Origin of the sequence: Kitasatospora sp. NBC_01246 (genome assembly GCF_036226505.1) — a bacterium.
Taxonomy (GTDB): Bacteria; Actinomycetota; Actinomycetes; order Streptomycetales; family Streptomycetaceae; genus Kitasatospora.
This window is the reverse complement of the sequence record NZ_CP108484.1, coordinates 5696470-5721100: the sequence shown is the minus strand read 5'-3', so window position 1 is coordinate 5721100 and position 24631 is coordinate 5696470. Positions and strand designations below refer to the sequence as shown.

The following is a 24631-nucleotide window of genomic DNA, read 5'->3' as shown; positions in this document are numbered from 1 at the left end:
TGGTCGAGCGGGCGGCGCCCGGGTCGCGCGAGGAACGCCGATTCGCGCGAGGAGCGCTGATACGCCGTCAGCGGACCCGCGACCACGGGGTGGTCACGGGCCCGCCGGCGGGATCGTGCTGAATGCTAGGCCCTGTCCTGGAGGAAGGGGTCCTGGTCAGAGGGCGTCGGGGCCGCGCTCACCGGTCCGGACCCGCACGGCGGTCTCGACCGGGACGCTCCAGACCTTGCCATCGCCGATCTTGCCGGTCCGGGCGGCCTTCACCAGGACGTCGATCAGCTGGTCGGCGTCGTCGTCCTCGACCAGGACCTCGATTCTGACCTTGGGTACCAGGTCCACGGTGTACTCCGCGCCCCGGTAGACCTCGGTGTGACCTCGCTGGCGGCCGTAACCGCTCGCCTCGGTGACGGTCAGCCCGTGCACCCCGAAGGCCTGCAGGGCGGCCTTCACGTCGTCCAGACGGTGCGGCTTGATGACTGCGGTGATGAGCTTCATCAGGCGTCGACCCCGGTCTTCTCGGTGTTCTTCCCGGCGGCCCTGGCGGCGGCCCCGGAGGTGGACTCGGCGACCACCGCGGCGGCCATCCTGGCCGGACCGGCCCCCAGCGCGCTGAAGTCGTAGGCGGACTCGGCGTGCTCGGCCTGGTCGATGCCGGCCACCTCGACCTCCTCGGCGACCCGGAACCCGACCGTGCTGTCGATCGCCTTGGCCAGCAGCCAGGAGACGACGAAGGAGTAGGCGGCGACCACGGCCACGCCCATCGCCTGCTTGCCGAGCTGCTCCAGGCCACCGCCGTAGAACAGGCCCTTGGCGGTCTGGCCGACGGTGCCGGTGGCGAAGAGGCCGACCAGCAGCGAGCCGATGGCACCGCCGACCGCGTGCACGCCGACCACGTCGAGCGAGTCGTCGAAGCCGAAGCGGTACTTGAGGCTGATCGCCGCGGCGCAGACGGCGCCGGCGATCAGGCCGATCGCGACCGCGCCGAGCGGGCTGACCGAACCGCACGCGGGGGTGATGGCGACCAGACCGGCCACCGCGCCGGAGGCGGCGCCCAGCGTGGTGAACGCGCCGTGCCGCAGCTTCTCGTAGATCAGCCAGCCGAGCAGCGCGGCCGCCGTGGCCACCTGGGTGTTGACGAAGGCCATCGCGGCGACGCCGTTGGCGGCCAGCGCCGAGCCCGCGTTGAAGCCGAACCAGCCGAACCAGAGCAGCCCGGAGCCGAGCATGACCAGCGGCAGGCTGTGCGGCCGCATCGGGTCCTTCCGGAAGCCGACCCGCTTGCCCAGCACCAGGCAGAGCGCCAGGCCCGCGACGCCCGCGTTGATGTGCACGGCGGTGCCGCCGGCGAAGTCGATCACGCCGTTGCGGTCACCGAGCCAGCCGCCGTTGCCGCCGTCGAAGAAGAAGACCCAGTGCGCGACCGGGAAGTAGACGATGGTCACCCAGAGGGCGATGAACAGGCCCCAGGCGGTGAACTTGGCGCGGTCCGCGACGGCCCCGCTGATCAGGGCCGGGGTGATGATCGCGAACATCAGCTGGAAGGCGGAGAACGCGGTGACCGGGATGGTCCCGGTCAGGTCGTTCAGCCCCACCCCGTGCATCCCGAGGAAGTCCAGGTTGCCGATCAGCCCGGCGCCGGCGTCGGGGCCGAAGCTGAGCGAGTACCCGTAGAGGACCCAGAGCACGCTGACGATGCCCAGCGAGAGGAAGCTCATCGCCAGCATGTTGAGTGTGCTCTTGGCCCTGACCATGCCCCCGTAGAAGAAGGCCAGCCCGGGGGTCATCACCATGACCAGGGCCGCGCAAATGAGCACGAAGGCGGTATCGCCCGCGCTGAAGCCGTCCGGCATCGGCGTCTCCTCATGAATGGAAGCCGCTCCACACCCGGGATACCTGTCCCGTGCCACCCGGGGTGTCGGCGATGGGAGGAGCGTGCCGAAGTCGGGTTTCGACCGATGCGACCCGGTGTTTCGCGACCGTGACGACGGCGACGCGCGGGTTACGCCTACGTGAACCACGGCCGTGCCGCCGGGCCCGGTGGGTTACCGTGCCGCCCCGCGGCACGCGCGGTGCCGGACACACCACCGACCGTGGCGGCGGCGGCCGTCACGGTCGGTGGGGGCTGGGGAGGCTGGGGAGGCCGAGGGGGCCGGGGGGCTGGGAAGGCTGGGGGCGGACGCCGGTGCGGGTCAGACCACCGACACGTACTCCGGGATGTCCTGGACCACCCGCTCCTTGAGCCGGCTGATCGCGTCCACCCCGCCGTACCGGGCGGCGGCGGCCTCGGTGGTCTTGCGGACCCTGGAGTTGAGCCGCTCGGAGCGCACCTTGGTGGCGATCTCCACCGCCTGCTCGGCCATCACCACGGCCTGCTCGGGCTCACGCTGCAGCAGGTGCACGCTGGCCATGCCGATCAGGTTGAAGGCGTAGGAGCGGACGTGGTCGCCGTCCTGGCGGAAGAGGTCGACCGCCCGCTCCATGACCGGGGCGGACATCGAGGCGTACAGCTCGGCCCGGTCCGAGTGGTAGGCGAGGTCGCGGAAGGAGTGCGCGTTCTCGGCGTTCAGCTCGGCCGGCGAGAAGAACTTCAGCCAGTCCGGGTCGCCGTCGCCCTCGCGGATGTCGGTGAAGGTGTCCTCGGCCAGCCGGACCGCCCGGGCACAGCGGTTCACCTCGCCGATGGTGGCGTAGGCGCGCGCCTCCATCGCGTACAGCAGGGCCTGCTGGCGCGGGGTGGCGGTGTCCCGGCTGCCGTACTGGGCCAGGTGGATCAGCTCCAGGGCGTCCTCGCCGCGGTTGAGGTGGATCATCTGGCGGCTCATGTCGGTGAGGATCAGCGCGCCGAACGGGCGGTCGCCGGCCTCCTTGGCGGCGTGCAGGGCCAGCACGTAGTACTTCTGCGCGCTGGGGTGCATGCCGACGTCGTAGGACATCCAGCCGGCCAGGTGGGCCAGCTCGGCGGTGAGCCGGAACAGCCGCCGGGTGGTCTGCTCGGGGTAGGTCTCCTGGAGCAGGTCGGTGACCTCGTGCAGCTGGCCGACGACGGCCTTGCGGCGCAGCCCACCGCCGTTCTGCGCGTCCCACTGCCGGAACATGACGGTGGTCTGCTCCAGCAGTTCCAGCTCGGGCTCGGAGAGCCGGCCGGTGAACGGCTCGCCGCCGTTGGCGGCGGTCAGGATCGGGGTGGGCGCGCCGTTCGGGCCGGGGGCGAGCCAGCGCTGCATCGGCTCGATCAGCGCGGCGCCGGCCGTCATGGCGAGCGAGGTGCCCAGGAAGCCCCGCCGGTTCAGCATCAGGTCGCTGCGCGAGTAGTCGCTGATCAGCTGGACGGTCTGCGGGGCGCTCCACGGCAGGTCGACGCCGCCGCCGACGGTGGAGACCGGGATGGCGGCCCGCAGCCCGAGGTCCTCGATGGAGACCACGGAGCCGAAGCGTTCGGAGAAGAGCTCCGACATGATCTTCGGGATGGGCTCGCGGGGCTGCTCCCCGTCGAGCCAGCGCCGCACCCGCGAGGTGTCGGTGGACACGTGGTGGGCGCCGATCTGGCGGGCCCGGCGGTTGACCTGGCGGGCCAGTTCGCCCTTGGACCAGCCGCTGCGGGCGAACCACGTGGTCAGCTTCTCATTGGGTTGCTTCTCTGCCATGGGAACGTCCCCATCCCGCCCGGCCCCTGCGGGGCCCCGATCGTGACCGCCCGACGGTTGCGGGCTCTTGCCAGACGTGCTGCTTCTCTTCCGTACCCGAGGTGCTGTCGAGACCGCTGGTCGGACCACTCGTCGCACTGGTGTGCCATCCTCGCGGACGAGCCGTCAGATTCCCCAACTCCCGCCCCCACAGGGCCGGAAGCGGACTCCCCGACGATGTCTGCGTGCTGAACGTAACGCCCCGCACACGGTCCCGGGGAGCGGCCCTGGCGAAACGCCACCTTTCGCCACCCCCAGGAGTGAACCGATCCAAGACCGCACACGCTTCACTGGATAGTCCCGGCGGTCCGGCATATGCGGGCTGCCAAGTCCCCACCGGCACCACGGCCCCTCACCTGCAACCCACGGCAGCCCCAGGCGAGTTTGCCGCCCACCCCGGTAGACGGCCGCCTCGTGGACACGACGATCCGGCACGAGCACCGCCCCCCACAAGGCGGCGCCCGAGGCGCAGGGCCGCAACAGGCGCACGCCATGCGCCGCGCGCCGCTCCCGCACCACGCACGACGCAACGGACAATCAACACAAAGTCACCATCCCGTAACCATCGGCAACGAGAACCTGTTGGGGGAGGCATGGACAACCTGTTCGGCGAACTTCGACTGGGGCACCTGCGGTTGGCCCCGCTGAGCGCACGCCGCCGCACCCGGGTGACCGCGTCCCGGGCGGCCGCGGAGTACACCGGCCGCTGGGGCTGGGCGGTCACCGTCGGCAACCAGGCCGGCCCGGCGGCCGCGGCCCGCTGCCACTGCGGGGCCGCCCGCTGTGCCGCGCCCGGTCTGCATCCGGCCCCCGGCGGCGCACCGGCGGACCGCACCGGTACGAACGTCTCCGTCCTGTTCCCCACCGGCCGCGCCTTCGACGTCCTGGACGTCCCCGAGCAGGCCGGCCTCCAGGCGCTGGTCCGGCTGGAGCGGATGGGCACCCAGGTCGGCCCGGTGCTGGCCTCGCCCACCGGCCGGCTGCAGTTCCTGGTCGCCGCCGGCACCGCCCGGCGGCTGCCCGACCTGCTGTACCGGATGGGCTGGGACGACGCCGCGCTCGACCTCACCTGCCACGGCGAGGGCAGCTACGTCGCCGCGCCGCCGACCGTGCTCGGCGGTCTGGGCCCGGTCCGCTGGCTGCGCCGGCCCACCCGTGACAACGCCGGCTGCCCGCCCGAGGCCCGGCTGCTGCTCGGCACCCTCGCCTACGCCTGCCACCGCGGGCGCGAGCGCAGCGCCGAGCCCGCCTGGCTCGCCTCGTAACCACCCCGCCCGCCGGCTCCGAGGGGCCGCCGCCCGCTCCCCCACCGCGCCGCCCCGGAAGACGCCGGGACACGCGGAAGGGCCCGCCCCGACCGGAGCGGACCCTTCCTCGGACAGCGGCCGGGGCTCAGTCCCCGATCAGCGCGTCCACGAACGCACCCGCCTCGAACGGCGCCAGGTCGTCGGCGCCCTCGCCGAGCCCGATCAGCTTGACCGGGACACCCAGCTCCCGCTGCACCGCGACCACGATGCCGCCCTTGGCGGTGCCGTCCAGCTTGGTGAGCACGATGCCGGTGATGTCGACCACCTCGGCGAAGACCCGGGCCTGGATCAGACCGTTCTGGCCGGTGGTGGCGTCCAGCACCAGCAGCACCTCGTCCACCGGGCCGTGCTTCTCCACGACCCGCTTGACCTTGCCCAGCTCGTCCATCAGGCCGGTCTTGGTGTGCAGCCGGCCGGCGGTGTCCACCAGCACGGTGTCGGCGCCCTCGGCGATGCCCTCCTTGACCGCGTCGAACGCGACCGAGGCCGGGTCCCCGCCCTCCGGGCCGCGGACGGTCCGCGCGCCGACCCGCTCGCCCCAGGTCTGCAGCTGGTCGGCGGCGGCGGCACGGAAGGTATCGGCCGCGCCGAGCACCACCGAGCGGCCGTCGGCAACCAGCACCCGGGCCAGCTTGCCGGTGGTGGTGGTCTTGCCGACGCCGTTGACGCCGACCACCAGGACGACGGCCGGGCCGGCCTCGTGCTTGGTGGAGTGCACCGTGCGGTCGGCGTCCTTGCCGACCAGCTCGACCAGCTCCTCGCGCAGCAGGGCGCGCAGCTCGTCCGGGGTGCGGGTGCCGAGCACCTTCACCCGGGTTCGCAGCCGCTCGACCAGCTCCTGGGTGGGGGCGACGCCGACGTCGGCGGTCAGCAGGGTGTCCTCGATCTCCTCCCAGGTGTCCTCGTCGAGGTGCTCGCGGGAGAGCAGCGACAGGAGGCCCTTGCCGAGCGAGTTCTGCGAGCGGGAGAGCCGGGAGCGCAGCCGGACCAGCCGGCCGGCGGTGGGCTCGGGGACTTCGAGGGCCGGCGCCTGCTCGGCCTCGACCGCCTCGGGAGCCTCCGGGGCCGCCTCCGCCTCGGGGAGCTCGACCTCCTCGACGGTGCGCCGCGGCTCCTCGGTCGGCGGCGCGGCCTCCTCGCCGACCTGGGGCTCCCGCGGGGTCCCGGGCGGCGTGATGACCGGCGGCCGCGCCTTCGGGGGGAGCTCCCGGCGTCGTCTGCCGGAGACGACCAGGCCGGCGACCGCGCCGACGGCCAGCACGGCGATGACAACGGCAAGGATCACGTATTCCACATCAATCTCCTTCTCGGGATCCCACGACAGAGTGATCCTTCGGTCACCGACGCACGGGGCGTCGCCGCCTCCCTTACGCCGACGCGGTGCCGTCCGGCACCGGTCGGGGCTTGGCCGTCATGAGGTCGTCAAGCGGCTGAATCAGAAGCCCCCTCGCGCGCGAGGGGGAGGAGTCACAACCCGTCCAGTATCCGTGATCGGGTCGCCCACGGGCAGCTGCCCCGGCGTCGGCCGGTGGATCACCCGGTCGGACGGGCGGCGGCGGCCGCCTCCCGCTGCCCGGCCGGCTGCGCGAGCGCCCTGCGCCGACGGGCCGGGGGCGCCCCCTCCCGCAGCCGCTGGCTGATCACCTGGGAGATGCCGTCGCCCTTCATGGTCACGCCGTAGAGGGCGTCGGCGGACTCCATGGTCAGCTTCTGGTGGGTGATCACGATCAGCTGGGAACTCTCCCTCAGCTCCTCCATGATCCCGACCAGCCGGCGCAGGTTGGTCTCGTCCAGCGCCGCCTCCACCTCGTCCATCACGTAGAACGGGCTGGGCCGGGCCTTGAAGATCGACACCAGCAGCGCCACCGCGGTCAGCGAGCGCTCGCCGCCGGAGAGCAGCGAGAGCCGCTTGACCTTCTTGCCCGGCGGCCTGGCCTCCACCTCGACCCCCGTGGTCAGCATGTTGTCCGGATCGGTCAGCACCAGCCGCCCCTCCCCGCCGGGGAAGAGCCGCGAGAAGACGCCCTCGAACTGGGCGGCGGTGTCGTGGTACGCCGAACTGAACAGCTGCTCGACCCGCTCGTCCACGTCCTTGACGATGTCCAGCAGGTCGCGCCGGCTCCGCTTGAGGTCATCCAGCTGCTCCCCGAGGAAGGTGTGCCGCTCCTCCAGCGCCGCGAACTCCTCCAGCGCCAGCGGGTTGACCTTGCCGAGCTGCTGGTAGGCCTTCTCGGCGGCCCGCAGCCGCTTCTCCTGCTCGGCCCGGTCGTACGGCCGCGGCTCGCCGGGCTCCCCGCCGTCGTCGGGTGCCGGCGCCGGGACGAGCCGGTCCGGCCCGTACGAGGCGAGCAGCTCACCGCCCTCGATGCCGAACTCCTCCAGCGCCCGGGACTCCAGCTGCTCGATCCGCAGCCGCTTCTCGGCGCGCAGCACCTCGTCCCGGTGCCCGGCGTCGACCAGCTTGTCCAGCTCGGCCTTGAGTTCGCGGCCGTGCTCGCGGTGCTCCCGCAGCTGCGCCTCCCGCTCGGCGCGCGCCTGCTCGACGGCGGCCCGTCCGGCGTCGGCGCGGGCCAGCGACACCTCCAGGCAGGCCAGCAGCTGTCGGGCGCCGGCCGCGACGGCGTTCGCCACCCGGGCGTCGTGCTCGGCGCGCTCCCGGCGCTCGGCGGCGCGGGCGCGCGCCTCGCGCTCGGTCCGCGCGGCCCGGTCCAGCTGGTCGGCCCGCCCGGCGAGGGCGCGCACCCGCTCCTCGTGCGTCCGCACGGCGAGCCGGGCCTCCAGCTCGGCCTGCCGGGCGCCGGTGGCGGCCGTGGCCAACCGCTGCTGTTCCGCGGCGTCGGGTTCGTCCTCCCCCGCGTCGGCCGACTCCTCGGCGGCCGCGAGCCGTCCGGCCAGCTCCTCGGCGGTGTCGAGCAGGTCGGCCAGCCCCTGCTCGGCGCGACCGGCCGCGGCCGCGAGCCGTTCGGCCTCGCCGGCGGCGGCCCGGGACTGCCCGCCGAGCCGGCCGAGTGCGCCGGCCACCTCGGCCCGCTCGCGCTCCGCCTTCCGCCGGGTGGTGGCCAGTTGCTCCAGCCTGGCGGCCGACTCCCCCCGGAGTTCGGTGAGTTCGGCCAGCCGCTCGGCCGACTCGGCGCAGCGGAGGTCCAGTTCGCCGATCGCCCGGGCGGTCTCGTCGACCGCCGCCTGGGTCTCCAGCAGGCTCGGCGCACCGCCCGCGCCGCCGTACGCGAAGCCCGCGCCGAGCCGGTCACCCTCGGCGGTGACCGCGGTCAGCGCCGGGTGCTCCGTCACCAGCCGCACCGCCTCGTCGAGCGAGCCGACCACGGCGACGCCGGCCAGCAGGGCCCGCGCGGCCGGCAGCAACGGGGCCGGGCCGTCGACCAGTTCGGCGGCCCAGCGGGCGGTGGGCGGCAACGGCGGCGTCGGCGCGGCCGGCTCGGGCGCACCGGCGATGAGCAGCGCGGCCCGGCCGGCGTCCGCCGCGCGCAGCAGGCGCAGGGCGTCGGCCGCCGTGCCGGGCGAGTCGACCGCCACCGCGTCCGCGGCGGCGCCGAGGGCGGCCGCGACGGCGCCCTCGTGCCCGGGCGCGATCCGCAGCAGCGTGGCCGCCGGGCCGAGCAGCCCGGCCAGCCGGTCGGCTGCCGCCAGCAGCGCGCCGGTGCCGTCCTTGCGGCGCAGCCCGAGCGCCAGGGCGTCGTGCCGCGCCGTCAGCCCGGCCCGCTCGCGTTCGGCGGCGCCGGCGGCCTCGCGGGCACCGGCCAGATCGCGTTCGACGGCGGCGAGCCGCGCACGGGCCGCCTCGTGGGCGGCCTCGGCCCGTTCGTCGTCCCCCGCCGAGGCGTCGACCTGCTCCCGCAGCTCCTCGTACGCGGTCCGGGCGGCCTCGGCGCGCAGCAGTGCCTCGTCCCTGGCCTCGGTGAGCCGGCCGATCTCGGCCTCGGCGGCGGCGGCTTTGGACCGGGCGGCCGCGGCCTGCCCCTGCAGCCGGGCCAGCCCTTCGCGGCGGTCCGCGATGGCCCGGGCGGCGTCCTTCAACCGCCGCTCCTCCGCGGCGAGTTCCCGCTCCAGCTCACCCCGGGACTCGACCGCCTCGGCGAGCGCGTACCGGGCCTCCTCCAGGGCCTCGGCCAGGGCGGCCTCCTCCTCCCGGACGTGCTCGGCCTCGCGCTCCAGCTCTTCCGGGTCCCGGCCGCGCCGCTCCTCGACCGCTCCCCCGGCGGCCGCGTGCCGGGCCCCGGCCTCGGCCAGCCCGACGGTGCCGCGGGTCCGCTCGGCCAGGGCGGAGAGCCGGTACCAGGTCTGCCGGGCCGCCTCCAGGCCCGGACCGAGCTGCTGGACCTGCGCCTCCAGGACGGCCTCCCGCTGGATCGCCCGGGACAGCTCCTGTTCGACGGTGGAGCGGCGCAGCTTCAGCGCCAGTTCGTCGGCGACCTCGGCCTCGACGGCGGTGCGCAGCGCGAGCAGGTCGTCGGCGAGCAGCCGGAGCCGGGCGTCGCGCAGTTCGGCCTGGATGCCGGCCGCGCGCCGGGCGATCTTCGCCTGCCGGCCCAGCGGTCCGAGCTGGCGCCGCAGTTCGGCGACCAGGTCCTGCACCCGGTTGAGGTTGACCTGCATCGCGTCCAGCTTCCGCAGCGCCTTCTCCTTGCGCTTGCGGTGCTTGAGGACGCCGGCCGCCTCCTCGATGAAGGCGCGGCGGCCCATCGGGTCGGCGTGCAGCACGGAGTCGAGCTGTCCCTGCCCGACGATGACGTGCATCTCGCGGCCGATGCCGGAGTCGGAGAGCAGCTCCTGGATGTCCAGCAGCCGGCAGGTGTCGCCGTTGAGCGCGTACTCGCTGCCGCCGTTGCGGAACATCGTCCGGGTGATGGTCACCTCGGCGTACTCGATCGGCAGCGCGCCGTCGGAGTTGTCGATGGTGAGGCTGACCTCGGCGCGGCCGAGCGGGGCGCGCCCGCTCGTCCCGGCGAAGATGACGTCCTCCATCTTGCCGCCGCGCAGCGACTTGGCGCCCTGCTCCCCCATCACCCAGGAGAGCGCGTCGACGACGTTGGACTTGCCGGAGCCGTTGGGACCGACCACGCAGGTGATCCCGGGCTCGAACCGCAGGGTGGTGGCGGAGGCGAAGGACTTGAACCCGCGCAGGGTCAGACTCTTCAGGTGCACGCGCCGGTCTCCTCGTCGCTCGCCAGGTCCCCAGCGGCGACTGTATCCGGACGGACCGGCGCCGACGGCGCCCGGACACGACGAAGGGACGCCACTCAGGGCGCCCCTTGCAAGCTGCGTCCCTTATCGGGGCGGCTCAGTGCACTGCTGCGTCGATCTGCGAGGACCGGGCGGGACTCAGGTGAGAGCCGGCTCCCGCTGATCCAGATCGATGCTGTTGAGCAGCGAGTGCTCGTCAGCGACAGCGGTGAGCGCGTCGTTCTCGGCCTGCATCCGAAGGAGCTCGGACTCAAGATCCTGGACACGCTGCTGAAGCCGTCGCACCTCGGTGAGCATTCGCGGGTCGGGGCCGCCGACGTACCCGAGAAGCGCCTTTGCCATGATGAATGGTCCTCCACGCTGAGTGACCGAACCGGAACGGTACAGGTCTAGGGGGAAGGGGGACGCACGCGCGTCGCGCCACCGGCAGTGCTGGCTGGGCACTACGGCACAACCACCGTGAGCTGGGCTCACGAGGGCGTGCGCCTACCGGGTAAACGCGGTCGTGTGCGCGGGCTTCCAGCGTCTCACCAAAGACGGAAAGGGTCAACACGATCACCGCACGCTACCGCGCCCCTGTCACCTGCCTGGCGGTGTGGTCACACCAGGGGGGATCTCGGGCCGGTCCACCAGTCGCTCGTGGATCATCGTTCGATGCGGAGTCAACCACGAGTCTGCCCAGATGGCAACCGTATGACACCGAAGGCCGCCGATCATTTCACGGGGGCGGGCCCCGGCCCGTCCGCCACGGCGCGCGGGGCCCCGGTCAGCGGATCTCGAAACCCGGGTAGCCGGTTCCGACAGCCGTCCAGATCTCCGTCACCCCGCTGACGCGGCCGGGCGTGTCCGGGCCGCGCAGCAACGCCAGCAGATGCTCGCAGTCGGCCGCGAGTCCCTCGGCCACCACCTGCACCCGGCCGTCGCCGAGGTTGCTGGCGTAGCCGGTCAGCCCGATCTCCAGCGCCCGCGCCCTGGTCCACCACCGGAAGCCGACCTGCTGGACCTTGCCCCGCACCCAGGCGGTCACCCGGACCGGTTCATCACTGTGGGCGTCGCGACCGTGCATGGCCCCGACCCTATCGGGCCGGATCGCGGGCCGCGCTACGGCGCCGTGGGGCCGGCCATCGTCCAGTCCGGGCTGTGGATCTCCGCCCGGAGGTCCCCGCGCCGGCCCTCCTCGCCGCAGGTGCGGCAGACCCAGGCCGGGTCGTAGGGGTGCGGCTCGTGCCCCTCGGGGCTGTGCTCGAAGCTCACCGGCGGCTCGGGGAGCAGCCAGCGGTCGCCCCAGCCGAGCAGGGCGTGGGTGAGCGGGGCGAGGTCGCGGCCGGCCTCGGTCAGGTGGTACTCGTAGCGCGGCGGCCGCTCGCTGTAGGCGCGGCGCTCGACCACGCCCGCCTCCTCCAGCGCGCGCAGCCGGGCGGTGAGCCGGTCGCGCGGAGCGCCGGTGTTGCGGGCGATCCGGTCGAAGCGGTGGTTGCCGTAGAACAGCTCGCGGACGGCGAGCAGGGCCCACTTCTCGCCGACCACGTGGAGCGCGGCGGCGATCGAGCAGGGCCGGCCGGGGAGGGCGGGCGGGGCCGAAGGCGTGTGGGAGGTCACACCACCAGCCTGCCACACAGGGTTGCGTTCTCAAACCTCCTCGGGTGCACCGCCGGCCGGGCCCGCGGCCCCCGCCGTCCACCGGCGGGCCGCGGGCCCGGTCGTCACGCCGACGGGGTCAGAAGCCCCCGCCGAAGTCACCGCCGCCGCCGTCGAAGCCACCACCGCCGCCGAAGTCGCCCCCGCCGCCACCGTCGAAGCCGCCGTCGAAGTCACCGGAATCGAAGTCGGCGCCGGAGAAGTCGCCGCCCTCGTAGCCGGAGCCGCCGTCGTAGCCGGCCCCGTAGGCCGGGGAGCTCATCATCGAGCCGAGCATGGTGCCGACCAGCAGGCCGGGCAGCAGCCCGCCGCCGCCGAAGCCGCCGAAGTAGCCGCCCGCCCACGGGCCGTACGCCGGGCCGGCGTTCCAGTACGGCTGCGGGCCGTGCTCGGTCGGCACGGTCCGGATCTCCGGGTCCTGCCCGGTGGCCAGCCGGTCGGCGTCCGCCCGGCAGACCGGGACGGTGCGCGCCGCGCCGCCGGCCGGTGCCCAGTCGGCGTCCCGCACGGACGGGCCGTGCCGCGGGTCGAAGAAGCACGGCGGCCGGCGCTCGGGCAGCGGCCGCTTCGCGCGCCGGGCGTCCAGTGTGGCCAGCGCGAACCGGCCGTCCTCCAGTGCCTCGGTGACCGGCTTGACGTCCTCCGGCCCCTTCGCCTCGTCCATGCTGCGCTTGGCCCGCTCGTAGGAGTCCAGGGCGTGCGTGTAGTCGGCCCGCTGGACGTCGTCGGCGTCCGGGGCGCCCGGGCTGAAGTCGAGCCGGTCCAGCTCCTCGCCGAACGCGGTGATGTCCTCGTCCACCACCCGGCGCAGCTGCGCCAGTTCGGCCCGGCGCCGCTCCTCCTTGCGCTTCTTCGAGCGGCGGAAGAGCAGGAACACCCCGGCGCCGGCCAGTGCCAGCAGGGCCAGCGGGACGACGACCGCCGCCACCGAGAAGCCGCCGGAGCCGCTGTTCACCCCGTGCCCCTTCACCTGGGGCGCGGCGGTGTCGACGAAGTCGTTCAGGGTCGCGTCGACGTCGCCCGGGTGCGAGCGCGCGGAGGCGCCCGCGATGCGCTCGGCGCTCGCGGTGGCCAGCGCGGCCTTGTCGGACTGGGCCAGGAACCGGTCACCGCGCCAGATGCCGTAGACACCGGTGATGCCGACCTTGGTCTGCAGGTCGGAGAAGACCGTACTCGCGCCGTACGGGTCAGCCGCCGGGACCACTGCGATGAAGATCGGCTTGTCGGCCTTGCGGATCTTCTCGGTCAGGGCGTCGGCCTGGCCCTGGCTGAACCGGCCGGTCATCGCCGGGTCGACGTAGACCCGGCCCTGCTTGAGCGCGGCGGTGGCGTCGTCCAGCCCGCCGGCCGCGGCGGCCGCCGGGGCCAGCACGAGCAGCAGCCCGAGCAGCAGCGCCACCAGGGCCGACAGCCCGGCACTCCGGGAGCGTCGTCGAGCGAGGGTTCTCATGCCATCGACGCTACCCCTCCCGCCACGTCGACAGGGCATCCCCTTCGCGTACGGGCGGCCCCGCGCACCCCCACCGTCCGCCGGGGTCGCTCCCCTCCTCGCGGATGATGTTTCCCCCGGCCGCCCCGGAGACGGGCCGCGGCGGGAACCCGGCCGTCGACCCGGTCGTCCGTCCCGGCGGGTCCACGGGTGGTCGAGGAGCGCTCGACGGCCGATCGGACCCTCTCCCCCGACCAGGCATAGTGGTGGCCGGGCCTCGGCCCCGTTACCTACTCCTGACCTCTTCTCCCGATCGGAGCATCTGGGTGTTCATCGGCCTCGTCACCGCCGTGGCGGCCTCCGCCTGCTACGGCACCGGTTCGGTCCTGCAGGCCGTCGGATCACGTCGCTCCGCCCGGGAGGAGGCCGCCGCCGCGGGCAGCGGCTCGGCGGGGGTCACCGCACACGGCGGGCCCAGCCTCGCCTCCACCGCGAAGGCCGCCGTCACCTGGGAGTTCATCCTGGGCACCGTCCTCGACTTCATCGGGTTCGGACTCGGCGCCCTGGCCGCGCGACTGCTGCCGCTGTTCCTCTCCCAGACCATCATCAGCGCCAATCTGGTGATCACCGCGGTGCTGAGCATCAAGCTGCTCGGCATCCGGCTCAAGCAGTTGGAGTGGGCGTCGATCGGCGTGCTCTGCTCGGCGCTGGTGCTGCTGGCCGTCTCCGCCGGGCCGGAGGGCGGCCACCACGTGGAGATGTCCTTCCACTGGTGGCTGCTGCTGATCACCACCGTGCTGCTGGTCGGCGGTGCCCTGCTGGTGCGGCGGATGGGCGCCAACGGCGCGATCGTCGCCGGTCTGCTCTCCGGCCTCGGCTTCGGCGCGCTCGGCGTCGGCGTGCGGATCCTCAACGGCGTCGAGCCGTTCGACCTCGGCGCGCTGCTCTCCGACCCCGCCCTGTACGCGATCCTGGTCGGCGGCATCGGCGGGATGTACGTGCACACCGTGGCCCTGCAGATCGGCTCGGTGAACGGCGCGACCGCCGCCCTGGTGGTCGGTGAGACGGTGCTGCCCGGCGCCGTCGGCGTCCTCTGGCTCGGCGACTCCTCCAAGGAGGGCCTGGCCTGGCTCGGCGCGGTCGGCTTCCTGCTCGCCGTGGTCTCGGCGGTCGGCGTCGCCTACTTCGGCCAGGACACCCACGGCCCGGCCGGGTCCGACCAGCCGCAGCCCGAACTCACCAAGCGGTAGCGCCGGGTGGCCCCGGAGCGGGGCCGCCCGGGCTCAGGCCCCGCTGCGGGCGCGCGGGACGCGCTGGCAGCGGGGGCAGAAGTAACTGGAGCGGTTCATCCAGGCGGCTCGGCGGATCGGGGTGCCGCAGCGGCGGCACGGCTCGTCCTCGCGGCCGTAGGCGTCGAGGTCCCGGGAGAAGTACCCGCTCTCGCCGTTCACGTTGACGTAGAGGCTGTCGAAGCTGGTGCCGCCGACCGCGAGGGCGGCCGTCATCACGTCCCGCGCGTGGGCCAGCAGGACGGCGGCCTGCGGACGGGTCAGCGCCGTGGTCGGGCGGTCGTAGTGCAGCCGGGAGCGCCAGAGCGCCTCGTCCGCGTAGATGTTGCCGACCCCGCTGATCAGCGTCTGGTCCAGCAGCGCCCGCTTGACCGTGGTGCGCCTGGCCCGCAGCGCGGCCACGAAGGCGGCGTCGTCGAAGCGGGGGTCGAGCGGGTCCCGGGCGATGTGCGCGATGGAGAGCGGGGTGCCCTCCGGGTCACCCTCCTCGGCCTCCTCGACGGCCAGCCCGCCGAAGGTCCGCTGGTCGACGAAGCGCAGCTCCCGGCCGCCGTCGGTGAACCGCAGCCGCACCCGCAGGTGCTTCTCGTCGGGCACCGACGGGTCCTGGACGAGCAGTTGGCCGCTCATCCCCAGGTGACCGATCAGCGAGAACCCGCCGACCGGCGAGCCGTCGGCCGCGGTGGACAGCGGCACCCAGAGGTACTTGCCGCGACGCTGCGCGGCGCCGAGCGTGGCCCCGGTCAGCCGCGCGGTGAAGTCGGCCGCACCGGCCGGCTGGCGGCGCACCGCCCGCGGGTGCAGCACGTCGACGGCGGCGACGGTCCGCCCGGCGACCCAGTTCGCCAGACCTCGGCGGACGACCTCTACCTCGGGGAGTTCGGGCACGGGAAACAAGCCTCCTGCGACTGAAACGTGCAGGAGGAAGAGTACTGCGTGCTCAGGCGCCGGCGGGCAGGCGGTCGGCGTACTTCTCCTTGATCGCCCGCCAGGCGCTCTCCGCGGCCTTCTGCTCGGCTTCCTTCTTCGAGCGGCCGACGCCGCTGCCGAAGTCCTCGCCGGCCACCCGGGCCGCGGCGGTGAAAGTCTTCTCGTGGTCCGGACCGGACTCCTCGACCACGTACTCCGGCACCCCGATGCCCACCGAGGCGGTGAGCTCCTGGAGGCTGGTCTTCCAGTCCAGGCCCGCGCCCAGCTGGGAGGACTCCTCGATCAGCGGGTCGAAGAGGCGGTGGACGAACTCGGTGGCCGCGTCCAGGCCCTGGTCCAGGTAGACGGCGCCGATCACGGCCTCGACGGTGTCGGCGAGGATCGACGACTTGTCGCGGCCGCCGGTGCCCTCCTCGCCCTTGCCGAGCCGGATGAACGTCCCGAGCTCCAGGCCACGGCCGACGTCGGCGAGCGCGCGGGAGTTGACCACCGCGGCGCGCAGCTTGGCGAGCGTGCCCTCCGGGACGTCCGGGTGGACGCGGTAGAGGGTGTCGGTCACCACCAGGCCCAGCACCGAGTCGCCGAGGAACTCCAGGCGCTCGTTGGTGGGCAGCCCGCCGTTCTCGTAAGCGAACGAGCGGTGGGTCAGGGCACGCACCAGAAGGGCGCGCTCGAGCGTGTACCCGAGGCGCCCTTCCAGGACGTCGTATTCGGTCGAAGCCGGCCCGCCGGCCTTTCCGCCGCCCGAAGAAGCCTTCGGGGCGATGGTCGCCTTGCGGGAAGAGTTACTGTCCGACATCGATCCGTACACCCCGCCGATCAGACCGAGAGGACCTGGCGACGGTTGTACGTGCCGCAGCTCGGGCACGCGATGTGGCCGAGCTTCGGCTCGTGGCAGCTGTCGCACGCCACGAGGGCCGGAACGACGGCCTTCCAGTTGGAACGGCGGTGGCGCGTGTTGCTGCGCGACATCTTCCGCTTCGGAACAGCCACGGCTACTTCTCCTGGTTCTCGGCGGCACCCTCACGGGTGTCGCTGTTCTTGATTCCGTCACCCTCGTCGCCGGGGGCGGCGGAGAGTCCCTGCAGAGCCGCCCACCTGGGGTCGGCGGCGTCGTGGTGGTGCGCCGGGTCGTCGCTCAGGCGCGCTCCGCACTCGGAGCACAGGCCCAGGCAGTCTTCCTGGCACACCGGCTGCAGCGGCAGTGCGAGCACCACCGCGTCACGCAGCACCGGCTGGAGGTCGAAGAAATCGCCCTCCAGGCGGTAAGTCTCATCTTCCGAGTCCTCGTCGAGGTCGTCCGTCCCGGCGGTGCGGGCACGGTGACGCTCGTCGGACTCCGGGTAGTAGTACAGCTCCTGGAAGTCCACGTCGAGGTCGTCCTCGACCGGCTCCAGGCACCGCACGCACTCGCCCTCGATCACGGCCTCGGCGGTGCCGGTCACCAGCACGCCCTCGACCACCGACTCCAGGCGGAGCTCCAGCCGCAGTTCGCTCTTCTCCGGGACACCGATCACATCGATGATCCCGAGGCCCTCCGGGGCCTCCAGGGTGCGGGACACCTTGCGCAGCGAGCCCGGGCGACGGCCGAGCTCGTGCGTGTCGAACACGAGTGGGTCGCGGTGGTCGAGGCGGTTCAAGGTGTCCTGACTTCCTGAGAAAACTGATGCGCGGTGCTGCTCACCGGACGATGCGCGGGCAGACCGACGGCCCGACACGGAGAGGCCGGAGTGGTCAGACTACCGGAGTCTCCCGCCAGGCCCAACTTCGCCCACGGAGGGCGAGCGGGCTCAGCGGCCGCCGAGCTCCCGGAGCCTGGTCATGTCGATCATGCTGGTGTCGAAGAAGCTGGTCTCGTCCAGGCCCGGCTGCTGCGGGACGGCCGGCGGGTTGGCGGGCTGCTGCGGGTAGCCGTAGGCGTCGTACTGCTGCGCCGCGTAGCCCTGCTGCTGCTGCGGATAGCCGTAGCCGCCCTGCTCCTGCGCGGCCGGGTACCCCTGCTGCTGGTGCTGCTGCTGCTGGTGTTGCTGCTGCTGCCCGTACCCGTACTGGCCGCCGTACGGATCGCCCTGGCCCGCCGGGTCGAAGCCGCCGCCGTACACCTCGGCGTACTGGCCGCCCGGCTGTTGCGCGGCGGCGTACTGGTCGACGCCGGGCGCCTGCCAGCCGGCCGCGGCCGGGGTCTGCTCCGGCCAGGTCTGCTGCTGCGGCACCTCCTCGCGGTACCACGGCACCTCCTCGCCGTCGGCGTCGGTGGCGAAGCCCGCCGCCACCGCCTCGGCGCGGTTCTTGGCCTGCTGGGCCTCGTCGGCGGCGGCCAGGTAGGCACCCAGCTCGTCGATCGGGGCCTTGCCGAGCAGCTTGTCGCGGCCCTTGCCGACCGCCTCCAGCGTCGCGCTGAGGACGTTCTCCAGGGTGGCGAGCTTCACATCGACGTACTCGTCGACCTCGGGGCTCGGGGTGATCCGCGGCTGCGGCCGGAACTCCTCGCCGTCGGTCTCGCCCTCGTACGGGGTCTCGAAGACGCTGGAGTCGCCGCGCAGCTTCGTCCGGCCGCGGCCGACCGCGCCGAGCGTCTTGGTCAGCACCACCTCGAAGTTGGCGAGCTTGCTGTCCACGTAGTCGTCGGCCTCGGCGCGCTTGGTCTCGACCTCGGCACGCGCCTCCGCGAGGATGCGGTCCGCCTCGGCCTGGGCCCGGCGGACCACTTCGGTGTCGGAGATCAGCGAGCCGCGCTCGGCGTGCGCGCCCTGGATGATCCGCTCGGCCTCCGCCTCGGCGCCGGCGACCACCTGCTCGTGGTCGGCCATCACCGACTGGGCCTGGGCCAGCTCGGCGGGCAGTGCCGCCCTGAGGTCCTGGAGCAGGCCGACCAGTTCGGCTCGGTTCACCACGCAGGAGGCCGACATGGGCATCGAGCGGGCGTTCTCGACGGCCGCGACGATCTGGTCGACCTTGTTCTGCACGTCCACGGGGCTTCGTCTTTCCGTGTGCCGCCGACGGTCCGGCGGAGGCAGGCCCGGCGCGGTGGACCTCACCGCAGGGCAGGAACACAGACTTTACGGCCACGGCGGGGCGAGGTCACAACGCCCGGACCGGGCTGCCGGACCGGCCCCCGGACAACTGGTGACGAATCGGCAGAAACGGACCGGCCCGGCTCCGGCCCCGCGGCTACTGTGCCTTCCGCTGCGCGATCCGCTCGACCAGCCGGCGGTGCACCGTCTCCGGCAGCAGGTGCGAGACGTCGCCCCCGTACGAGGCGACCTCCTTGACCAGCGTCGACGACAGGAAGCTGTACGTCGGCGAGGTCGGCAGGAAGAGCGTCTCGACCCCGCTCAGCCCGTGGTTCATCTGGGCCATCTGCAGCTCGTAGTCGAAGTCGCTGACGGCCCGCAGGCCCTTGACGATCGCGGGGATGCCGCGCTCCCGGCAGAAGTCCACCAACAGGCCGAGGTGCGACTCGACCACGATGTTCCCGTACTTGGCGGTGGTCTCCTCGATCAGCGCGATCCGCTCCTCGATGGTGAACATGCCCTGCTTGTTCCGGTTCACCGCGACCGCGACGTGCACCACGTCGTACAGCTTCGAGGCCCGCTCGATGATGTCGAGATGACCGTTGGTGATCGGGTCGAACGATCCGGGGCAGACGGCGCGGCGCATGGCGTGGATGCTCCCTCGTGGGGTGACGGGTCCTGCGGGCCTCGGCCCGCTACGAGTGTGGGCGGCCCTCGGCGGCGGCGCGACCGTACCAGAGCGTGCCCTCGCCGTAGCGGCGCGAGCGCAGTACCTCGAAGCCTTCGGGCCAGCCGAACTCGCCGCCTCGGGTGCTGCGCTCCACGGTGACGAGTGCGTCGGCCGCGAGCCAGCCCCCGGCCAGGAGTGTGATCAGCATCTCGCGCACCTCGTCGTCGGTGACGACGTACGGCGGATCGAGGAAGGCCAGGTCGTACGGGGTCTCCGGGGGCGGTCCCGCGATCACCTTCTCGGCCCGGGAGGCCACCACCACCGCGCCCGGCAGGTCGATCGTCCGGACGTTCTCCCGGATCACCCGGGCCGCCTGGCCGTCGGCCTCGACCAGCAGGACGTGCTCGGCGCCGCGGGACAGCGCCTCCAGGCCGACCGCGCCCGATCCGCCGAACAGGTCGAGCATCCGGGCCCCGTGCAGGGTGCCGCGCAGGGCCTCCAGCGTGGAGAACATCGCCTCGCGGGCCTTGTCGGAGGTCGGGCGGGTGCTCCGGCCGGGCGGTACGGCCAGCCGGCGGCCGCCGGCCGCCCCGGCGATGACGCGGGTCATGGTGGTGGGAGGTCCTTTCGTCGCTGCCCGACCACGCTATACGGCCCCCACCCGAAGGGCCGCCCCGAACCCCTCGCCGCAGCCCCGGCGGAGGGCTGCGGCGAAGGTCGCGGCGAGGGCCGCGGGATCAGCTCGCGTCGGCCGCCGTCGTCTGGGGCGGGATCGCCGCGCCGAGCAGCGCCGGCGAGGCGTAGCGGGACCACGAGAGGCAGCCGTCGGGCGGGCAGAACTCGGGGCGGCGCGGGTCGTGCCCGAGCTCGCGCAGCTTGGTGCGGACGGAGTCGGGGGTGCGGCCGAAGCGGGCGGCGATCCGGGCGACGGTCTCGCTGTCGTGGAACCGCCGGACCAGCTCCTCCTCGTGCTGCGGCACCCAGGGGGCGCCGTGTCCGGGGTAGAGCTCGCGCAGCACGTCACGGTCGGGGATGGGCTCGGAGACGTCGGCGACGATCGCCAGGGCCCGGAGCGCGCGGTTGAGCGCGATCCGCAGCGAGGCGACGTCCTCGACCGGCAGGCGGAGCCTGCCCGAGGCGAGCGGCGCGGCGGCCGCCCCCTCGCGCCAGCCGGTCAGGGTGAGGGTGACCTCGCGGTCGTCGTCGCTGGCGAGTTCGATCCGGAAGACCTTGTCGCCGAGCGGGAGCTCGTTGAGATGACGGAATGCCATGGCAGGACCCCCAAGTGTCGTGCCAGGTACGCACCTTGAGGGTGCGTCCTGAACAACTACATTCTCTCGCGGGGGTCTGACAATCGGCCCTGGCGGTCAGCCCTCACGGGCGGCCCGGGCACCGGCCCGCCGGCCGGGCTCCCGGGGGCTCAGCCCTTCTCCAGGTACTCAGCGCGGTCGGCGTCCAGCAGGCTCTCCAGCGCGGTGCGCAGGTCCGGGTGGGCGGCCAGCTCCGGGTCCTCGGCGACCAGCCGGGTGGCCTCGGCCCGGGCGGTCACGATGACCTCCTCGTCCTCCAGCACGGAGAGCACCTTCAGCGAGGACTTCACCCCGGACTGCGCCTGGCCCAGCACATCGCCCTCGCGCCGCTGTTCGAGGTCGATCCGGGACAGCTCGAAGCCGTCCAGGGTGGCGGCCACCGCGTCCAGCCGGGCCCGGGCCGGGCTGCCCGCCGGCATGTCGCTGACCAGCAGGCAGAGGCCGGCGGCGCTGCCGCGCCCGACCCGGCCGCGCAACTGGTGCAGCTGGGAGACGCCGAAGCGGTCGGCGTCCATGATCACCATCGCGGTGGAGTTGGGGACGTTGACCCCGACCTCGATCACCGTGGTCGCCACCAGGACGTCCACCGCGCCGGCCGCGAACCGGCGCATCACCTCGTCCTTGGCGTCGGGCGCCAGCCGGCCGTGCAGGATCTCCACCCGCAGCCCGGCCAGCGGGCCCTTCAGCAGCTTCTCGGCGGTCTCGACGACCGACAGCGGGGGGCGCCGGTCGTCGCTCCCGGCGCCCGCGTCGGGCTCCGCGCCGGTGAGCTCCTCCAAGTCCTCGGCCGGTACGGACCGGCGCTTCCTCTTGGCGTCGGGGGCGGGCTCCTCGTCCCCGATCCGGGGGCAGACCACGTACGCCTGGTGGCCCTTGGCCACCTCCTCGCGGACCCGCTCCCAGGCCCGCGCCAGGAAGTTGGGCTTCTCCAGGGCCGGGACGACATGGGTGGAGATCGGCGAACGGCCGGCCGGCAACTGGTCCAGCACCGACGTCTCCAAGTCCCCGAAGACGGTCATCGCGACGGTGCGCGGGATCGGCGTGGCCGTCATCACCAGCAGGTGCGGCGGCTGCTCGCCCTTGGCGCGCAGCGCGTCCCGCTGTTCGACGCCGAAGCGGTGCTGCTCGTCCACCACGACCAGGCCGAGGTCCTGGAACTGCACCTTGTCCTCGATCAGCGCGTGGGTGCCGATCGCGATGCCCGCGTCCCCGCAGGCCATGTCGAGCATCGCCTGGCGGCGCGCCGGGACGCCCATCGAGCCGGTCAGCAGCACCACCCGGGTGCCGAGGTCCGAGCCGCCCAGCAGGCCGCCCTCGGCCAGGTCCCCCATCATCTCCACGATCGACCGGTGGTGCTGCTGCGCCAGCACCTCGGTGGGCGCCAGCAGGGCGGCCTGGCCGCCCGCGTCGACCACCGCGAGCATGGCGCGCAGCGCGACGAGCGTCTTGCCGGAGCCGACCTCGCCCTGGAGCAGCCGGTGCATCGGGTGTTCGGTGGCCAGGTCCGCGGCGATCTCGGCGGAGACCTTCAACTGGCCGTCGGTGAGGGTGAACGGGAGCCGGGCGTCGAAGGCGTCCAGGAGGCCGCCGGCCCGGGGCTCGCGGGGCTTGGCCGGCAGGGCGGAGTCGGCGGCCCGGCGCTGCGCGAGCGCGACCTGGAGGACGAAGGCCTCGTCCCAGCGGAGCCGGCTCTGGGCGCGCTCGCGGTCGGCCTGGCCGCGCGGGCGGTGGATCAGCTCCAGCGCCTCGGGCAGCGGGATCAGTTCGTGCCGCTCGCGCAGCTCCGCGGGCAGCGGCTCGCCGACGTCGGAGAGGTGCTTGGTGAGGGCGGTCTCGACGCAGATGGACAGCTTCCAGCTGGGCATCTGGGCGCTGGCTCCGTAGACCGGGATCAGCCGGCCGGCGAACTGCTGCGCCGCGTCCGACCCGGTGTCCTCGTCGAGCAGTTGGTAGTCCGGCGAGACCAGCTGGCGGGTGCGGTTGAAGACGCCGACCTTGCCGGCGAACAGGCCCTGGGCGCCGGTGCGGAGCTCCTTCTGCCGCCAGCCCTGGTTGAAGAAGACCAGCGAGAGCCGGCTGCGGCCGTCGGTGACGACCACCTCCAGGCGGTCCCCCTTGCGGCCGCGGAACGGGATCAGGGTGACCTTCTCGATCCGGGCCAGCACGGTGACGTGCTCGTCGATCTCCAGCTCGTCCAGGCTGGTGAGCTGGCCGCGCTCGACGTAGCGGCGCGGATAGTGGTGCAGCAGGTCCCCGACCGTGCGCAGCTTGAGGCTGTCGGCGAGCACCTTGGCGGTACGGTCGCCGACGAGCTTGGTCAGTGGTTCATCGAGAGCGCCCATCAGGCCCTTGTTTACACCACCGGACCGACATTCCGGGCGCCACCCGCTGCCCGGCCCCCGGCCGGACCGCGGCGCCCGCCGCCCGGACCGCTACTCCACGCCGATGAGCAGCGGCGCGGACTCCTGCCCGCCGTGGAAGACCACCGCGTCGACCTCCGGCCGCCGGTGCCGGGCGTGCGCCACCAGCCGGTCGGCCAGCTCCTCGTCCGCGCCGTCGCCGAGGATCAGGGTGACGAGTTCGCCGCCCGCGCCGAGCATCCGGTCGAGCACGCTGGCACCGACCTCGGCCGGGGCGGCGCCGATCACCACCACGTCCCCGTCGATCAGCCCGAGCACGTCCCCGGCCTGGCAGACCCCGGCCATCGTCCAGGACTCGCCCTCGGCGACGGCGAGCTCGGCGTACCGGGTGGCGCCGGCCGCCGAGGTCATGGCGACCACGTCCTCGTCGAACCGGCGGCCGGCCTCGTGCACGGCGAGGGCGGCCAGCCCCTGGACCGGTGACCGGGTGGGCAGGACGGCGATCCGCACCCCCTCCTCGCGCAGCTGGTCGGCGGCGGCCCCGGCGGCGGCCCGCAGCTCGGGGTCGTTGAGCAGCAGGACGACCTCCCGGGCGCCCGCCCGGCGGACGGCGGCGGCGAGTTCGGCGCTGGCCGGCGGGCGGTCCGGGTCGGCGTGCAGCACGACGGCGCCGGCCTGCTCGCAGAGGTCGGCCAGTCCCGCGCCGGAGACCACCGAGAGCACCACCCGGGTGCGCTCCTCGTGCTCGCCGCGGTCGTCGGCGGTCCCGGCCCGGGCGGCGGCCTCGGCGAAGTGCGTGATCCGGATCTGGTGCGGCCGCCCGGCCCCCAGCCCGGCCTCCACCGCGGCCCCCGCGTCGTCCACGTGGACGTGCACGTTCCAGAGGCCGTCCCCGCCACCGATCACCAGGGAGTCGCCCAGTCCGGCGAGCCGCTCGCGCAGCGCGGGCAGCGCCTCGTCGGGGGCGTCCAGCAGGTAGATCACCTCGAAGGCGGGGTAACCCGGGCCGGGCGGCCGGACGTGCCCCTGGCAGCTCTCGACCGGCCGGACGTCACCGCGCAGCGCGACCGGGCCCATCGGCTGGTGGCCGGCCACCGCGTCGGCGAGCGCCCCGAGGACGGCGACCAGGCCGCGTCCGCCGGCGTCCACCACCCCGGCCTCGGCCAGCACGGAGAGCTGCTCGGGAGTGCGCCGCAGCGCGTCCCGGGCGGCCCGGTACGCGGTGTCGGCGACCTGGCCGAGCCCGTCGCCGGCCCGGGTCGCCTCCCGGGCGGCCACCCGGGCGACGGTCAGCAGGGTGCCCTCGACGGGCTCGGCGACCGCCTGGTAGGCGGCGTCCGCGGCCCCCTGGAGGGCGGCCCGCAGCTGGTCGGCGCCACCGCCCTGGGCCAGCTGCTCGGCGGTGCCGCGCAGCCACTGGGCGAGGATCACGCCGGAGTTGCCGCGGGCGCCGACCAGCGCGCCCCGGGCCATCGCCCGGGCGGTCTCGGCGAGCCCGGGGGCCGGGCCGCCCGCCGGGTCGGTGAACCGGCTCTCCACCGCGGCGGCGGCGGACTCCACGGTCAGGTAGAGGTTGGTGCCGGTGTCGCCGTCCGGGACGGGGTAGACGTTGAGTGCGTCGATCTCCTCGCGGGCCTGGCCCAGCGCGCGCAGGGCCAGCTGGCACCAGCTGCGCACGGCCGGGGCGTCGAGCGTGGTCAGCACCAGGTCTCCTCCGGATGGGACGCCGTGATGGCCTGAGGTTGAACGGCGAGGGTTGGTACCGGCAGGTTATCGGGGGCCGGGGGCCGCCGCCGGAA

21 protein-coding genes are annotated in these 24631 nt (G+C 73.8%); 2 read left to right on the top strand and 19 right to left on the bottom strand.

Annotated features, from left to right (window positions below):
- Positions 1-156: 156 nt before the first annotated feature.
- The 3 genes from OG618_RS24905 to nsdA all read right to left on the bottom strand — a co-directional run bounded on the left by OG618_RS24905 (position 157) and on the right by nsdA (position 3644).
- Positions 157-495 (bottom strand): P-II family nitrogen regulator, encoded by a 339-nt coding sequence (locus tag OG618_RS24905; protein ID WP_329489763.1) that lies wholly within the window; start codon positions 493-495, stop codon positions 157-159.
- Positions 495-1850, bottom strand: coding sequence for an ammonium transporter (locus OG618_RS24900; RefSeq protein WP_329489762.1), 1356 nt, complete (start codon positions 1848-1850; stop codon positions 495-497). The genes OG618_RS24905 and OG618_RS24900 overlap by 1 nt, the downstream gene beginning before the upstream one ends.
- 339 nt (positions 1851-2189) lie before the next feature.
- Positions 2190-3644 (bottom strand): transcriptional repressor NsdA, encoded by a 1455-nt coding sequence (nsdA, locus tag OG618_RS24895; RefSeq protein ID WP_329489761.1) that lies wholly within the window; start codon positions 3642-3644, stop codon positions 2190-2192.
- A 632-nt stretch (positions 3645-4276) separates the two neighbouring features.
- On the opposite strand from nsdA, the gene OG618_RS24890 reads away from it, so the two are divergent.
- Positions 4277-4948 (top strand): bifunctional DNA primase/polymerase, encoded by a 672-nt coding sequence (locus OG618_RS24890; RefSeq protein WP_329489760.1) that lies wholly within the window; start codon positions 4277-4279, stop codon positions 4946-4948.
- Positions 4949-5075: 127 nt separating this feature from the next.
- Here the strand turns inward: OG618_RS24890 and ftsY are convergent, their stop codons facing one another.
- From ftsY to OG618_RS24860, 6 genes are all read right to left on the bottom strand, one after another.
- Positions 5076-6284: a signal recognition particle-docking protein FtsY gene (gene ftsY, locus OG618_RS24885; RefSeq protein ID WP_329489759.1), complete on the bottom strand. Its 1209-nt coding sequence runs from the start codon at positions 6282-6284 to the stop codon at positions 5076-5078.
- Positions 6285-6523: 239 nt separating this feature from the next.
- Complete coding sequence (gene smc / locus OG618_RS24880; protein ID WP_329489758.1) at positions 6524-10153, bottom strand: chromosome segregation protein SMC; 3630 nt, start codon at positions 10151-10153, stop codon at positions 6524-6526.
- A gap of 177 nt (positions 10154-10330) precedes the next feature.
- Entirely contained in the window at positions 10331-10534 is a 204-nt protein-coding gene (locus OG618_RS24875; protein WP_329489757.1) for a hypothetical protein, read from the bottom strand.
- A gap of 424 nt (positions 10535-10958) precedes the next feature.
- A complete protein-coding gene (locus tag OG618_RS24870) occupies positions 10959-11258 on the bottom strand; it encodes an acylphosphatase (protein ID WP_329489756.1) in 300 nt (99 codons plus the stop codon).
- 35 nt (positions 11259-11293) lie between these two features.
- Positions 11294-11791 carry a winged helix-turn-helix transcriptional regulator gene (locus OG618_RS24865; protein ID WP_329489755.1) on the bottom strand — a complete coding sequence of 166 codons (498 nt, stop codon included), beginning with the start codon at positions 11789-11791 and terminating at the stop codon, positions 11294-11296.
- Positions 11792-11909: 118 nt separating this feature from the next.
- On the bottom strand, positions 11910-13280 hold the full coding sequence (locus OG618_RS24860; RefSeq protein ID WP_329489754.1) for a hypothetical protein: 1371 nt from the start codon (positions 13278-13280) through the stop codon (positions 11910-11912).
- Positions 13281-13585: 305 nt separating this feature from the next.
- On the opposite strand from OG618_RS24860, the gene OG618_RS24855 reads away from it, so the two are divergent.
- Positions 13586-14509 (top strand): hypothetical protein, encoded by a 924-nt coding sequence (locus OG618_RS24855; RefSeq protein ID WP_329489753.1) that lies wholly within the window; start codon positions 13586-13588, stop codon positions 14507-14509.
- A 33-nt stretch (positions 14510-14542) separates the two neighbouring features.
- On the opposite strand, the gene mutM is transcribed toward OG618_RS24855, so the two are convergent.
- From mutM to OG618_RS24805, 10 genes are all read right to left on the bottom strand, one after another.
- The gene (mutM, locus tag OG618_RS24850) at positions 14543-15436 is read right to left on the bottom strand and encodes a bifunctional DNA-formamidopyrimidine glycosylase/DNA-(apurinic or apyrimidinic site) lyase (protein WP_329489752.1); all 894 of its coding nucleotides are present in this window, start codon (positions 15434-15436) and stop codon (positions 14543-14545) included.
- A 52-nt stretch (positions 15437-15488) separates the two neighbouring features.
- Positions 15489-16277 (bottom strand): ribonuclease III, encoded by a 789-nt coding sequence (gene rnc, locus OG618_RS24845; protein ID WP_329489751.1) that lies wholly within the window; start codon positions 16275-16277, stop codon positions 15489-15491.
- A gap of 20 nt (positions 16278-16297) precedes the next feature.
- Complete coding sequence (gene rpmF / locus OG618_RS24840; RefSeq protein WP_188303282.1) at positions 16298-16471, bottom strand: 50S ribosomal protein L32; 174 nt, start codon at positions 16469-16471, stop codon at positions 16298-16300.
- A 2-nt stretch (positions 16472-16473) separates the two neighbouring features.
- Positions 16474-17118 (bottom strand): YceD family protein, encoded by a 645-nt coding sequence (locus tag OG618_RS24835; protein ID WP_329489750.1) that lies wholly within the window; start codon positions 17116-17118, stop codon positions 16474-16476.
- Positions 17119-17268: 150 nt separating this feature from the next.
- Positions 17269-18450: an ATP synthase F0 subunit B gene (locus tag OG618_RS24830; protein ID WP_329489749.1), complete on the bottom strand. Its 1182-nt coding sequence runs from the start codon at positions 18448-18450 to the stop codon at positions 17269-17271.
- 199 nt (positions 18451-18649) lie between these two features.
- Positions 18650-19138, bottom strand: a complete 489-nt coding sequence (gene coaD, locus OG618_RS24825) for a pantetheine-phosphate adenylyltransferase (protein ID WP_329489748.1) — start codon at positions 19136-19138, stop codon at positions 18650-18652.
- Positions 19139-19187: 49 nt separating this feature from the next.
- On the bottom strand, positions 19188-19772 hold the full coding sequence (rsmD, locus tag OG618_RS24820; RefSeq protein ID WP_329489747.1) for a 16S rRNA (guanine(966)-N(2))-methyltransferase RsmD: 585 nt from the start codon (positions 19770-19772) through the stop codon (positions 19188-19190).
- Between the two features lie 127 nt (positions 19773-19899).
- The gene (locus OG618_RS24815; RefSeq protein WP_329489746.1) at positions 19900-20433 is read right to left on the bottom strand and encodes a hypothetical protein; all 534 of its coding nucleotides are present in this window, start codon (positions 20431-20433) and stop codon (positions 19900-19902) included.
- Between the two features lie 149 nt (positions 20434-20582).
- Positions 20583-22814: an ATP-dependent DNA helicase RecG gene (gene recG, locus OG618_RS24810; RefSeq protein ID WP_329489745.1), complete on the bottom strand. Its 2232-nt coding sequence runs from the start codon at positions 22812-22814 to the stop codon at positions 20583-20585.
- A gap of 90 nt (positions 22815-22904) precedes the next feature.
- Positions 22905-24536, bottom strand: coding sequence for a DAK2 domain-containing protein (locus tag OG618_RS24805; protein ID WP_329489744.1), 1632 nt, complete (start codon positions 24534-24536; stop codon positions 22905-22907).
- Positions 24537-24631 lie beyond the last annotated feature (95 nt).

What these genes read in the sequence shown, in the direction of transcription:
- OG618_RS24905 (WP_329489763.1), bottom strand. Translation starts at nt 495, where the DNA reads ATGAAGCTCATCACCGCAGTCATCAAGCCGCACCGTCTGGACGACGTG.
- OG618_RS24900 (WP_329489762.1), bottom strand. Translation starts at nt 1,850, where the DNA reads ATGCCGGACGGCTTCAGCGCGGGCGATACCGCCTTCGTGCTCATTTGC.
- nsdA (WP_329489761.1), bottom strand. Translation starts at nt 3,644, where the DNA reads ATGGCAGAGAAGCAACCCAATGAGAAGCTGACCACGTGGTTCGCCCGC.
- OG618_RS24890 (WP_329489760.1), top strand. Translation starts at nt 4,277, where the DNA reads ATGGACAACCTGTTCGGCGAACTTCGACTGGGGCACCTGCGGTTGGCC.
- OG618_RS24875 (WP_329489757.1), bottom strand. Translation starts at nt 10,534, where the DNA reads ATGGCAAAGGCGCTTCTCGGGTACGTCGGCGGCCCCGACCCGCGAATG.
- OG618_RS24870 (WP_329489756.1), bottom strand. Translation starts at nt 11,258, where the DNA reads ATGCACGGTCGCGACGCCCACAGTGATGAACCGGTCCGGGTGACCGCC.
- OG618_RS24860 (WP_329489754.1), bottom strand. Translation starts at nt 13,280, where the DNA reads ATGAGAACCCTCGCTCGACGACGCTCCCGGAGTGCCGGGCTGTCGGCC.
- rnc (WP_329489751.1), bottom strand. Translation starts at nt 16,277, where the DNA reads ATGTCGGACAGTAACTCTTCCCGCAAGGCGACCATCGCCCCGAAGGCT.
- coaD (WP_329489748.1), bottom strand. Translation starts at nt 19,138, where the DNA reads ATGCGCCGCGCCGTCTGCCCCGGATCGTTCGACCCGATCACCAACGGT.
- rsmD (WP_329489747.1), bottom strand. Translation starts at nt 19,772, where the DNA reads ATGACCCGCGTCATCGCCGGGGCGGCCGGCGGCCGCCGGCTGGCCGTA.
- OG618_RS24815 (WP_329489746.1), bottom strand. Translation starts at nt 20,433, where the DNA reads ATGGCATTCCGTCATCTCAACGAGCTCCCGCTCGGCGACAAGGTCTTC.
- recG (WP_329489745.1), bottom strand. Translation starts at nt 22,814, where the DNA reads ATGGGCGCTCTCGATGAACCACTGACCAAGCTCGTCGGCGACCGTACC.